12 protein-coding genes are annotated in these 13,073 nt (G+C 40.7%); all 12 read right to left on the minus strand.

What is annotated here, in order from left to right; translation table 11 throughout:
• Positions 1-94: 94 nt before the first annotated feature.
• The 12 genes from V7O61_RS09990 to V7O61_RS10045 all read right to left on the minus strand — a co-directional run bounded on the left by V7O61_RS09990 (position 95) and on the right by V7O61_RS10045 (position 13,072).
• Entirely contained in the window at positions 95-6,313 is a 6,219-nt protein-coding gene (locus tag V7O61_RS09990) for a cobaltochelatase subunit CobN (protein WP_407281919.1), read from the minus strand.
• A gap of 116 nt (positions 6,314-6,429) precedes the next feature.
• Positions 6,430-6,822, minus strand: a complete 393-nt coding sequence (locus V7O61_RS09995) for a DUF2149 domain-containing protein (RefSeq protein ID WP_023846147.1) — start codon at positions 6,820-6,822, stop codon at positions 6,430-6,432.
• A complete protein-coding gene (locus V7O61_RS10000; protein ID WP_023846146.1) occupies positions 6,819-7,442 on the minus strand; it encodes a MotA/TolQ/ExbB proton channel family protein in 624 nt (207 codons plus the stop codon). Before V7O61_RS10000 ends, V7O61_RS09995 begins: the two co-directional genes overlap by 4 nt.
• 2 nt (positions 7,443-7,444) lie before the next feature.
• Entirely contained in the window at positions 7,445-8,119 is a 675-nt protein-coding gene (locus tag V7O61_RS10005) for a DUF2162 domain-containing protein (protein ID WP_023846145.1), read from the minus strand.
• Between the two features lie 461 nt (positions 8,120-8,580).
• Positions 8,581-8,730 (minus strand): 30S ribosomal protein S27ae, encoded by a 150-nt coding sequence (locus V7O61_RS10010; protein WP_023846144.1) that lies wholly within the window; start codon positions 8,728-8,730, stop codon positions 8,581-8,583.
• A gap of 2 nt (positions 8,731-8,732) precedes the next feature.
• On the minus strand, positions 8,733-9,077 hold the full coding sequence (locus tag V7O61_RS10015) for a 30S ribosomal protein S24e (protein WP_023846143.1): 345 nt from the start codon (positions 9,075-9,077) through the stop codon (positions 8,733-8,735).
• Positions 9,058-9,651 carry a GTP-dependent dephospho-CoA kinase family protein gene (locus V7O61_RS10020; protein ID WP_023846142.1) on the minus strand — a complete coding sequence of 198 codons (594 nt, stop codon included), beginning with the start codon at positions 9,649-9,651 and terminating at the stop codon, positions 9,058-9,060. The genes V7O61_RS10015 and V7O61_RS10020 overlap by 20 nt, the downstream gene beginning before the upstream one ends.
• Entirely contained in the window at positions 9,652-9,837 is a 186-nt protein-coding gene (gene spt4, locus V7O61_RS10025) for a transcription elongation factor subunit Spt4 (RefSeq protein ID WP_023846141.1), read from the minus strand. It lies immediately after the preceding gene.
• Positions 9,838-9,857: 20 nt separating this feature from the next.
• Positions 9,858-10,421 (minus strand): DNA-directed RNA polymerase, encoded by a 564-nt coding sequence (locus V7O61_RS10030; RefSeq protein WP_023846140.1) that lies wholly within the window; start codon positions 10,419-10,421, stop codon positions 9,858-9,860.
• A gap of 69 nt (positions 10,422-10,490) precedes the next feature.
• Positions 10,491-10,859, minus strand: a complete 369-nt coding sequence (locus V7O61_RS10035) for a PIN domain-containing protein (protein WP_023846139.1) — start codon at positions 10,857-10,859, stop codon at positions 10,491-10,493.
• Positions 10,856-12,082, minus strand: coding sequence for a translation initiation factor IF-2 subunit gamma (locus tag V7O61_RS10040; RefSeq protein WP_023846138.1), 1,227 nt, complete (start codon positions 12,080-12,082; stop codon positions 10,856-10,858). Before V7O61_RS10040 ends, V7O61_RS10035 begins: the two co-directional genes overlap by 4 nt.
• A gap of 234 nt (positions 12,083-12,316) precedes the next feature.
• On the minus strand, positions 12,317-13,072 hold the full coding sequence (locus V7O61_RS10045; RefSeq protein ID WP_023846137.1) for an ATPase domain-containing protein: 756 nt from the start codon (positions 13,070-13,072) through the stop codon (positions 12,317-12,319).
• Between the last annotated feature and the right edge of the window lies 1 nt (position 13,073).

Here is a 13,073-nt window from a genome sequence, read left to right on the forward strand (position 1 = left end):
GTGGCTTGTTGGGAGTGTCTGAATTTTCTCTCGTGCTATACCCTGTTTAATTATACAATTGTAAAAGCAGGCGCATAAAAGCGCCTGAAAGTTCTTAGAATTGTCTTCTCCTCCAGAATCCCAGATATATGGCACCTACGATTCCCACAACAAACACTGATGCAAGAATGTCAGAACTTGAGAATGTCGAAGTGTTCGCACTCTCGGCATCATTTACCACTTCCTGCGTCATTTCATAGCCTTCGACATAGTTATCAGGAGTTGATTTAGGAGCATTATCAACAGGTTTTGCAGAATTTACTCCGGCTCCTCCTGATTCAGACATTGAAGTCTGGTTAGATGTACCACTAGCCATTGATCTTTGGATGGAATTTAGAGAATTATCCTGTTTTTTCAATGAACCCGCATCAGTCTGTTGCTGTGTCAAAAATTCATCTCTCAAAGTAGCTTCATACATCGCTTGTCTGTATGCTTGCTGCATTTCAGGAGTGAGTCCAGCTGCCTGCATTAACCCATCTGTAAAATCAGCAAGCTGCATGTTACCACATGTGTGATGGCAACAGGTTACACCGTCATTAACAACAGATTCGACATAGTCCTTCACAAGGCTCTGGATAACCTCATCAGAGGCATCCCAGTAATCTTTTCTTGCTGCCTCCAGCATTCTTGCTGCCATGGATTGTTTTGCCCATGGGTTTTCCTGATCAAACCATTCATCCAGACCGAGATCATACTTATCCTGAACGTAGATATCATAGAATTCATTCCACATGTCGTCCGTGACCTCATCCGGAAGCATCACCGTCAGTCCCCAGAAGTCCTCAAGCATCCTGTCAAGCTCACCAGCACCTATGTAACCGTGGCCCATCATACCTCTGATATATTCTGGATTCCAGTACTGTGAACGCAGTTCTCGTGAAAGATACTTCCCAAGAGTCTCAGTAGCAGCCAGGTTAGGATCTTTCAGGTTCACTATGAACATCTCAGGCGTATATCCGGATATGTTTCTCACAGCCATGCCGAATCCTCCGAAGAATTCATACGTATGATCAAAAATTACACTGCTGCTTCCACGTCCGGAATTACCACTGCGGCTAAACAGGACTGCTTCTGTATTTGCAAGAACATTCCTGAAAACTTCAGTATCTTTCAATGCCCATATGTTATCACCGTATATGTATCCAAGAGAATCTATATAGAGATTAGCAAGTTTCTCTTCATCATCCCAACTGCCACTGGCATCTACAGCATTAGTTAAGCCACCAATTCCCCAGCTTCCGTCGTCGGGACCAAAAAGCCTACACATAGAAAGTTCTTTGGCTTCTGCAGGGTCATAGTTGCCTGTATCCATAAGAGCATCATATATCAGGTCAGAATGGTCCTTGACGTAGTTTTCATATGTGGAGGCATCTTCCTGAGCAGCCAGCCTCACAGCTCTGTCCATGAGTTGTACCTGCCATTTCCAGTTGTCACGGTATACACCTGTCATGGTGACCACAACATCGATTCTGGGCCTGCCAAGATTTGCTTCATCAATTATCTCAACGCCCTCTACCTTGCCGGAAGAACCCCAAACTGGTTTGACCCCCAGCATGTACATAATCTCAGATTCCATTACACCTTTATGTCTCATGGATTCTGAAGACCAAAGAACAAATCCTACCTTTTCAGGATATTTACCTTCATGGTTTTCTTTCCATTCTTCAAGGAACTCATCAACAAGCTCTTTACCCATGTCCCAGGATTCCTTTGTTGGGACAACATTCGGATTGAATGCGTAGAAATTCTTTCCTGTAGGTAATACTTCATCAGGACTTCTGGTAGGATCATCTCCCAGTGCTGATGCTATGTATTTACCATCCAGTGCATTTATCATACTTTGGAGTTCAGCATCCGTAGATTCATGAATAGCATTCGCATACCCTATTGCATTATAGAGATCTTCTACAACTGTCATTTGATTATCGGACATACGCCTTATCAATACTATCTGACAGTCATGTTCAAGTGAAAAAGTTTCATTTGAATATGTTGTACCTGAAACTTCACCAATTAATGATTTAGTGACCATAGCATTTTCGTTGTCAAAGATCATTGAAAGGTCAACATTATTGCTACTATTATCATACATCACAGTGTTTGCAGTATCAACATACCATTTTTCACTAATGCTACTCTGATAAATTGAAGATACAACATAATCTCCATCGGACAGGTTTGTAAAAATATAATTGCCCTCAGAATCGCTTATGCTTATATCTATAGCTTCACCATCTTTTAGAAGCACAACTGTCGAATCAGACCTTACTGTAATCCCACTCATTCCAGGATAAGAAACCTGTCCATATATACTACCGCTACCTGTTTCACTATTATGTGGGTTGTCGTCCAGCATTTCAATGACATATTCAAGTTCATGGTTATATGTACCAGTTTCATTTATCGAAAGATTTAGCTGGATACCAGACACTAAATTTCCATTTTTGATAGTAATATAGTCTTTTCCTGTTAACCATCCATCTGAAACCTGTTTTAATGCATATACTGTGTACTTTCCATCTTTTATGAATGAAATATCATATACTCCTGATTCATTGGAAACGGAATCGGCATAGTACTGGCCGGAGGAATAGTCAATATTGAAATTATCAATTACTACATCCATAGGATCTGTTCCATTAACAAGAACATCCTCCAGCAATTCATCAAGTACATTGGGGGAATGGGATGAACTCAAGTCATCAGGGTCATCACAAAGACCAGTTACATTAATATGCTCTCTGAAATCCTTCCCCAGCATTGATTTCACCATTGCAATAAGTCCTTCATCACTCATATCTTCACCAAGAATATGGAGACCATAAGGCATGTACGAATCTGCTATATCATGCAAATAATCATGCACAGGGCCATAAAGGATGAAATTATCAAATGATTCATTTTCCATTGCATACAGGTCTTCAGGAGAGGTGCCCAATTCCTGCTCAAAATCAAGTTCCTCGTAATAATCAATAATTGATTCTTTGTATTTTTGTTTCAGTGAACCTTCAGCCTCTTCATAATTGTGCATTGTATCGTGAAGAAGTGTAAGATTACCGTATAATCCAGAATTTACAATAGGAGCCGTAAGATGGTCAACCATTACAGCATTACCTCTTCTTTTTGCAGTAATTCCTTCTCCGACACCACCAACATCATAAAGATATACCACTGGAATATCCTGTATCAGTATAGCAGGCCAGCATTCTTTGGATGAAAGTCCTACACTTTTACCTGCAAGCCACTCTTGCGTACCATGACGTCCAAAGTGGACAACAGCATCTGTATCATATCCACCTTCTTCAACTTCTTCGTTCAGCCAGAGATAAAATGCAATGTAATTATGTGATGGCGGAACTGACTGATTATGATACAGCATACTGTCATCGTTAGTGAGACCCCTTGTAGGTTGTGGCGCAATAAGGACGTTGCCGACCTCTATCTTTGGGAACACAAAGTACTGTCCGGTCTCATTTTCATAGACCATTCCTTCCCCTGGAGCTTCACCCCATGTGTCAATCACGCTTTGACGTGCATCAGGTTCCAGTTCATCAAACCAATTAAGATAGGTTTCTACTGGAAGAAGTTCTACTTCATAGTTCTCGACCATTTTATTTAATTCTCCAGGAGCCCATGTTCCTATATTCCTTCCTTGTTGAAGAACAAGATCAGTGAACTCTGACCTGTTTAATTGCATGCCATCCAAATCATAACCACTTTCGTTCATGGCCATTAGCAAATTAGGGATACTAGGTGCGACATCGAGGTTCGCTGCCACCATAGCTTCTTGTTTCCCGTGATTATAGTAAATTATAGCCACTTTCTTATCCTTATTTTCAATACGCTGCAAGTCCATCCATCGAACAGTTCGGTTAACCATCCATTTCATCTGATAGTCAATAGGTTGGAAAGTCCAGGCATCCATTTCTTCATTGTATACCTTTCCGCCGATAACAATAGATTCAATTTCACCACCAATTTCCATGATAGGTATTTGATACTGGAATCTACCATCCTGACCAGTTGCAGATTCTTCCCATTCTTCGATAGTACCCTGATATTGGATCCCGTTAATGACCGGTACGTTCATTTGCTGAAGAGCCTCTGTGTGGAATACAGAAGAGGACATACTTGAAACTCCCATTCCGATATCAATGAATGAATCGACTTTCCATTCGTCTTCAGCTTTGAAATACTGCTCTGCATCTTCCATGTCATATATGGTTCCCGGTCTGAATGTAGGAATTACATTTACTCCCCTTGATTCCAACTCTTCAATGAGTCCTTCAGTAACACCATCGCACATATCACCATCGTGGCTTGCAAAGAAAATTACTCCAACGGTATAATTTGCAGGATTGTATACATGGTGTGTACCTTCATCATCAGAATACCATTCGAGATATGACTCCAGATTTTCAAATATTTCATATCCGGCATCCGGATGAACAATTCCATTAGTTGGAGTTATTGAGGGTTTTTCTATTCTAACAGGACCATTATACTCCTCGTAAGATTTGGAAAGATCGACTACTGACAAATATGTTATCAGGCGGACAATGTTGTTATCATATTGTTCCATCCAGTAGTCTTCAAGATATGGATGTTTTGTGTGGTTAACATAATTTATGTTATCAAAATCCTCCAGACCATAGTTGTGATCATAGACAAAGGTTCCAGGATTGGCTTCATTTATCATTTCATGTATCTGGGATTCAAGGTTTGCACCTAGGAAACTCATTCCACCTTTCCATGTAACAAAAACAGTGTCATACTTATTCATTGTAATGTTTTCATCAAAAGGTGTATACATAATTTCCACGTTGTTCTCACGTCCACTGCTGTATACATCAACCCAATCATCCATACCCATATCTTCAACGGCTTTTTTTACCATGAATGCCTCTTCGTCACCTATGACAAGGAAAAGTATTTTATGAGTACGATTGACATCCGGTAGATTAGTTGTTATCAGATTTATTCGTCTTTCAATGTTACTTCCTTGTGAATTACTTACTTTGAGTTTCACATTAAAGAATCCGACACTATCATATGTATGTACAGGATTTTGCTCTGTTGAATTTTCACCGTCACCAAAGTCCCAGTACCATGAAGTTGCATTCTCTGAAAGATCATTGAATTGTACGGTTAATGGACAATCTCCGTACGTCTCGTTCACGGAGAAGTTAGCAACAGGGGGATATAGACTTGTTTTTTCTTTCAGCAGAATGACGGTTGTAAATGGCAGCAGTTCTTCTGGTGCGTTCCTGACCTTCCTGAAAGTCTGCCCTGTAATTACAGACCTGTCCAATAAGCTCGTAAGATAGGTCATTTCATCTTCATCCACACCCATGCTTGATGTATTGAGATATGCAAAACGATCTCCATTGACACTTATTTCCAATTCTGCCTTGCGCCATCTGTCTGACTCGTTAATACCAATAAGCGTATAGTTCCCGTTTGGAATATCATCTAATTTATAGTATCCATCAACATCACTTGTAGTATTGGCAACAAGTTCATCGGTCACTGAATTGAATAGCAGAACAGTAGTAAATGGCAGCAGTTCTTCTGGTGCGTTCCTGACCTTCCTGAAAGTCTGCCCTGTAATTACAGACCTGTCCAATAAGCTCGTAAGATAGGTCATTTCATTTTCATCCACACCCATGCTTGATGTATTGAGATATTCGAAACGATCTCCGTTGACGCTTATTTCCATTTCTGCCTTGCGCCATCTGTCTGACTCGTTAATACCAATAAGCGTATAGTTCCCGTTTGGAATATCATCTAATGTATAGTATCCATCAACATCACTTGTAGTATTGGCAACAAGTTCATCGGTCACTGAATTGAATAGCAGAACAGTAGTAAATGGCAGCAGTTCTTCTGGTGCGTTCCTGACCTTCCTGAAAGTCTGCCCTGTAATTACAGACCTGTCCAATAAGCTCGTAAGATAGGTCATTTCATCTTCATCCACACCCATGCTTGATGTATTGAGATATTCAAAACGATCTCCATTGACACTTATTTCCAATTCTGCCTTGCGCCATCTGTCTGACTCGTTAATGCCAATAAGCGTATAGTTCCCGTTTGGAATATCATCTAATGTATAGTATCCATCCACGTCACTCGTAGTATTGGCAACGAGTTCCATATTGTCATAACTTCCAGCCGATACAACTGCTGTTAATGATGCAAACAACAGTATACATCCTAAAAATGTCAATATTTTACCAAAACTTGTATTATTCATACCAATTGCTTCTTTTTTCATCACATCGACCACCATCTTATATGTTCAATTTACTTTGTGTACACCACCCATAGCATAACCAAATAAATATTATTTAAGTTAAAACAACTCCACTTGTTTTATTGTTAGAAAAAAAATTAATCGGAAGTAGTGGTTTCTACCTCCTCTGCACCTTCCTCTTCTTCAGGTACGTAAACAACTCTTCCATCAGCTAATTTATAGGCAGTGCCCAGCGCTTCACCCTGACCACCACCAATCTGATCGGTCATATTCAGAACCTCAATGGGTTTGCCTTCTTCCTTAATAATAATCTGCATGTCTTTTTGACCAGGGTTTTTTACAAGAGTGATATCCTCTGTAGGATTGAGAAGCTCAGGCATCTGGTAGGACATAACAAGTGCTACAAGTAATGCAACTGAGAAAACCATGGCAATATCAAAGAGGTTGGCAACCCCGGTTAAGGGGTTCTGCTCATCCTCATTGTTTATGAGTCCTGTTCGTCTGTGCCTTCTTACACTCCTCTTTGTCACTCTCCAACCTCCAGGGTGTCAAGAATGTAATCAATATCTGCCATGTCCTGCCAGTACCATCTTTTCCTGACCTGAGTGAGAACGTAACCGATTGTACCTGCAAAAAGTCCGATTACAGTTGTTGCAAACGCAATCATAAGATTGTTTGCAAGCTGCTCGATGTCGCCCTGTGAAAGGCCGATTAGTGCAGGACCCAGTGGGATAAGTGTTCCCATAAGACCAAGCATTGGTGAGATTGTTGCAACAATCCTTGTCTGTTCCAGCCTTTTTGCCATCCTTATCTCATATTCCTGAGAAAGCCATTCAATGGCAGGTAACATGTTCTTTTCAAGGTGACCAGCTGCGGATTCTGCAAAGCTCATAACCATGAAATTCTGCTTAATATTGCGAAGTGCCTTTGCTGCCTTATCATATTGTTGAGAACTTACATGTTCCCTGACAGCACTGCAGCAAAGTTCAAGGTTTTCAATATCTCTGTGCCTTTTTGCATACTCTGAGAGGAATTCCCCTATAAGCATCAAAGAAAATACCACAAGCAATATCAGGATAATAATTACCGGATACAGCAATGATGCTGAAAATGTGTATAATATACCAAACAACGTAGAAGTAGCATCCATTTTTATTGACCTCTTATGCTATTGAGTGCATAGCCTCCAATTATGAATATAGATAATATCAACAGAGGAACTATCTCGAAATCTCCACCACAGTTTAGTGCCATGCTGAGTTTTTTTGCCTTGATATAAGCAGGAACTATCATTGCTCCGAGAAGATAGAAAAGCCCCAGGAACATCATTGCAGTTCCAAGATCTTCAGGTGTACGTTTCATCATCCTGAAGACGAATGTTGATGATATTACTGAAATGAAAAATACAAGTCCTACAATAACTCCAACCTTCCATCCGCTTATTTCAAGAGTTGAAGCCAGTATCATACATGATACGAAAAGAGCTGTAAGACATACAGGACAGGGGACTGAAATTACAAGGAAAGTCTTCTTTGAAACATCATGACCGCAGTTCCATTTTTTTTGTGTATAAATGCCTGCACCAATAAGAACCAGTGCAATGAAAACGTGCAATGTCATTCCAAGGCTTGCAATACCTTCAAGATATGACTGATCCACCATTTCTACAAGACTTCCAAGTATAACAGAGATAAGGAAATAACCACTTGCAAGTATTAGAACATCTTTTTTCTTTACCGTCGAAAAGCCACATCCAACTCCGGTCTTTAAACCGAAGATGAAGATGCCTATCAGTATGCCGATTACGGCCGCATATACGTAGCTCATAATATCCCCCTGCTAATAGATTGTATGTATCAACAATTTCCTAAGTATCATATTTTATTCAATAAATTGTATCTACAATATAATGATGCAACTTATTGTTAACTTAATTTTTGTTTGTTTAGAGACTAATATATGCAAACATAGTACTTAGTATTAAACCTTTCGGATTGTTCTTACAAAAAAAGGATAGCAAGAGCTACAAAAATTCTTGATGTACCACCGAGTAATGTATAATAAAAATAAAATAAATTAATACATATTATATAGCTTGAAAATGACTGTTCCCATACAAGTAAAAATAAGAAAAAAATTAGTGTAAAACATTAAACGCAAGAATATTTGATCATTCAGGAAAAATAAAAACTTACATATACACAGTATATCTACTGTACACAAAAAATAAGAAAATTAAAAGAATAAACAAAATAAAGCAACCCATTGGGTTGCTGAAAAGAATAATATTATTTCTTGAACTCAGTGTATCCACACTTACCGCATGAACGTCTGTCCTTGTGCTCTGCAAGGAAAACTCCCTCACCGCAGCGTGGGCAGGACTGGTGTGTGCGCTCAATGGAATCGCCGCTTACTTTATAGTAGTCTTTTACTGCCATGATTATTCCTCTGTGGTTTCTTCAGCTGCTTCCTCAGCAGGAGCTTCTTCTTCCTCAACTACTTCAGGCTCAGGGAGCTTGTTCCTTTCAAGAACATATGCTTCCTCTACCTGTTTCATGCGAGCTGCATCTTCATAGATCTTGACGTATACATTCATTTCCTGTTTACCGAACTCATTGTTCATCTTCTGTACAATGACAAGTTCCAGTGGTACATTGAGCATAGCTGCGAGTTTAGCTTTAACATCGTTTCTTGATGGTGTTGCACCATCGAATGTAACTGCAAGGTTTAATTCACGCCTGTTAAGGAGCGCATTATTTTTTTCTTTAATGATTTTGATATCCATTCAGTTTCCTCCGAATAGTTTCTATTTCCTGATTAGTGAAGCTCTGTCCGTCAAGTATTGCCGTTAACAGATCCTCCATTTGTTCCTTTTTATCTGATGTTATCTTAACAAGTACAACACCTTCGTCCGGCTGTCCGTAAAGAACAGCTGAACCTTCCGGTGCCATAAGAATTGCAGGTACAGCCGCAAGGTCCTCCTCGCCGCGCACAAATATCCTGACATGTTCATCTGATTTCAGCGCATTTCCTACGGCATCTATCAAATCTTCGGTTATGACCCCTGCTGGATTGTCAACGGATATTTCGGTGAACCCCTTATGCTTGGTACCCACCACGACCCGATCTGAAGCCGGACCGCGTTTTGTTCGGTCATCCACTACAAGGATGTCCGGAATTATTCCATGATTGAGCAAGTGGAAGGTAGTAACATCACCCACGGATATAAGTTTTGTGGGACTACCAAGATCCACTGAAAGTTTTTCAATGGTATCGGCGCCTTTACCTCTGTAAAGACATCCAAAACTTTCCCGAAAACGAGGACGTAATGTTTCGGGCAAAGTAAGCTCAAGGCCCAATTAGCGCACCTTCAATGCATATCTGTCCGGGACTTTCACATCAATTTTCTTTGCAATTTCAGAGCGTTCCGGATCTATGATAATTACCATACCACTCCAGTCAGCACTGAGATTGCTTGAACCACAAATAGGACATGTCTGACCATTAATGATTCTGTGGCATTCCCTACAAACCTGTTCACTCATCTAAAGCACTCCGGTTTTGTTTACTCTTTCTCAGCGGAAGGCCTTCTGGCATCTTCCAGCCATTCGAACTTACCCAGGGAATGCTGACGCATTGTCAGTCCAATCTTACTTTCCCTTGGTTCTCTTTCATTGATACTCACAGCAACGATACGTGCCCTGATCTTATCACCTTCAGAAAGTGCCCTGCCACCATTCTTGCTGACAAGCCTGCCATTCTTTCCGTCATATGACATGAAATCATCAGTAACCTGACTTACGTGCAGGAGGCCATCCATTGCTCCAATACTTACAAAAGCACCAAAGTCAACGGTCTCGACAACTTCACCCTCAATAACTTCCTGGATAGTTGGCACAAAGACGATTGCATCAAAGTTTACATCGTAGTATACTGCACCGTCACCTACAAGGATATGACCTTCACCGATTTCATTTATCTGTGTGATAGCAACGATAGCACCAATTTCCTTGTCTATTCTGCCCTCAAGCTTGTGTTTCAGAGCATTCTTGACATTCTCGTTAACATCCTTGCCTAAAAGATCTGGTGCAACACGAATAGTATCGGCAAGCTTCATCTTTTTATACATATGAAAAACTCCAATAATCCTGTATAATTATATAACAACTTATATGATTTTAAACTGACCTATCATGACCTATGATACAATCTCAAGCCTGTTTTTCTGACGCAGGCAGATAACCGGGATATTTTCCTGTTCAAGTCTTCTTCTGAGCCCTATATCATTGGTCAGTACTGCAGCATCAAGGTCCATGGCCATTTCCAGAATGACATCATCAGCATGCCCATCTGCACGGATGGTCTCACACCTCTGTGCCATTGACCTGGCAACTTTTGCTGCAATCCTGTCCTGTCCTTTAAGATTTTTGATCAGGTTGTCCAGTTCAGTGATAACAGCCGTTGGAACGAGATGGACATCAAATCCAAGACGTTTCAGCTCTTCAAAAATATCTACTTTGAACTGGACGGGGATCATTAACGCATTAGTATCAATAATTACCTTCAATCCTTGATAACTCCTACACCAATCAGTCTCCAGCGTGAGCCTACACGTCTGCTTATAGCAACCATGGACTCTCCTTCAGCACAGACAGGTCTTTTCAGCTTGACTTCTGCAATGTCCTTACGTGCACTGGTAACTACACCAACTGTGGTTGCTGTGCCTACATTCAGCATCAATGGCTCACTGGTCTTTATAGGTCCGATAACTTCTTCATCGGAAACTCCTACGACCCTCTCAAGCAGGTGAAGTTCAAGTTTGAGGTCATCACGGGTTGGTGGCAAAGTTCCAGGGAGACCTGCTACCTGTCCTGTAAGTGAATCACTCTTTGTAAGTGTAGGATCAAGTGTTGTGCCTACTGCAAGCAATCCTCCGGGAGTTGCTTCTTCAACATTGTCCTTTCCGGCAACTACAAGTGAGACCTTTGTAACAATTGGTTCCCATCTGGTCATACCATCACTCTCAACCTTTCTACCTGGCTTGACCTCTAGTTCATCACCCGGATGCAGTATGCCTTCTGTAAGCGTACCGCCTATGACACCACCTGTTATTTTCTTGATTGGTGTTCCTGGCTTGTTGATATCAAATGATCTTGCAATAAGCATGTGAGGTGGCTTGTCTATCTTATGAACTGGTGTAGGGATCTTCTCTTCCATTGTCATGATAAGAGCATCGACATTTATGTTCTGCTGTGCGGATATTGGCACAATTGGTGCATCCTCAGCAACTGTTCCCTTCACAAATTCCTTAATCTGGTGATAGTGTTCGATGACCTTTTCCTTCGGTACTAGGTCTATCTTGTTCTGCACGATAACAATGTTCTTGATTCCGATGATGTTCAGTGCCATCAGGTGTTCCTTTGTCTGTGGTTGCGGACATGTTTCGTTTGCCGCAATAACAAGAATAGCACCGTCCATAATAGCTGCACCGGACAGCATAGTAGCCATCAGTGTCTCGTGACCTGGAGCATCTACAAAAGATACGGTTCTTAGCTCTTCGGATGCTTCTCCGCATCCCGGACAGGTCTTCTCTACAGTATAACACTGAGGTTCCGGACAATTTGGACACTTCCTGAAAGTGGTGTCTGCATAGCCCAGTCTGATAGATATTCCACGCTTCATCTCTTCGCTATGGGTATCTGTCCACACTCCTGACAGCGCGCTGACAAGTGTGGTTTTTCCATGGTCGACATGTCCTACCATGCCGATATTAACACAAGGTTGACTCAATTTTTGATTTCCCTCCCGGTTGGGCAATATTTTAAAAGTGTAATAATTTCAGTATAAGTTTTAACGGATTACCTGTTTAGATTTGTGGTCTATCATTCGATTAATCATATTTAAATGATTTCGAACAGACCAGAAAATGCAAATACCTGTTGGTATGGCAAACCATGCCTTATTCTTTTAATAAGGTATATAATTTACTATAATTTAAATCCGGAACAGAAGAAAGACGACCGATCAAATCAAAGAATTGATCGCATCATTTACTATCTCATCCCTCTGGAAAATCTTCTCAATCTTTATACCCTGATTACTTATTTTGTAATTAAGAGGTTCCAGTGAGAGATAAGTACACCTCATTTTAGGTATATACATTTGCCGCATGCCTTTTCCTGTAACACTATCTTTGATAACACTTAGCTCAATATTACCAAAAGAAGTGTGCTGCGCGATAGCCAGTTTTTGTCCGCTCTCTTCCTGGCCTATCAAAAAAAGAGTTGTGCATTTTTTATCAAAAAGGATATCATTTATAGTAAAGAACTTATCCGCAAACTCTTCCATATCATGGTAAAGAGAGAGCATATCCAGATTATCAATAACCACAATTTCCGTGTCCTCGGGAATATCCTGAACACTCTGCACACAGTCTTTTTCCAGAAATCCGATTCCACTTCCATGTCTTGCAGCATTGTAGATCTTATTTGTCCTGGTTTCAAAGGATTTGTTAATTTGCAGAGTCCCTTTTTCAATGCATGAACTGAAATCTATCCCAATGCTCTGAGCCTGTTCAAGAAAACTTTCTACATTGACCTGGGTAAGCATAAGTACGCATTTTTTCCCATCCTGACATGACCTGTAAAGGAAATGGGTTGCAAGGATACTTTTACCAGAACCAGGAGGACCACTCACCAGGATGCCCTGTTGTGCAGGATAACCACCTTCGAGTATTTCATCAAGTTCTTTTATGCCCGTAGGAACTCTGTCAATCTGCATG

The organism is Methanolobus sp. WCC1, from assembly GCF_045690315.1.
GTDB classification, from domain to species: domain Archaea; phylum Halobacteriota; class Methanosarcinia; order Methanosarcinales; family Methanosarcinaceae; genus Methanolobus; species Methanolobus tindarius.

Coding starts and splice junctions, on each gene's coding strand:
- V7O61_RS09990 (WP_407281919.1), bottom strand. CDS start 6,313: ATGAAAAAAGAAGCAATTGGTATGAATAATACAAGTTTTGGTAAAATA.
- V7O61_RS10000 (WP_023846146.1), bottom strand. CDS start 7,442: ATGGATGCTACTTCTACGTTGTTTGGTATATTATACACATTTTCAGCA.
- V7O61_RS10005 (WP_023846145.1), bottom strand. CDS start 8,119: ATGAGCTACGTATATGCGGCCGTAATCGGCATACTGATAGGCATCTTC.
- V7O61_RS10010 (WP_023846144.1), bottom strand. CDS start 8,730: ATGGCAGTAAAAGACTACTATAAAGTAAGCGGCGATTCCATTGAGCGC.
- V7O61_RS10015 (WP_023846143.1), bottom strand. CDS start 9,077: ATGGATATCAAAATCATTAAAGAAAAAAATAATGCGCTCCTTAACAGG.
- spt4 (WP_023846141.1), bottom strand. CDS start 9,837: ATGAGTGAACAGGTTTGTAGGGAATGCCACAGAATCATTAATGGTCAG.
- V7O61_RS10030 (WP_023846140.1), bottom strand. CDS start 10,421: ATGTATAAAAAGATGAAGCTTGCCGATACTATTCGTGTTGCACCAGAT.
- V7O61_RS10045 (WP_023846137.1), bottom strand. CDS start 13,072: ATGCAGATTGACAGAGTTCCTACGGGCATAAAAGAACTTGATGAAATA.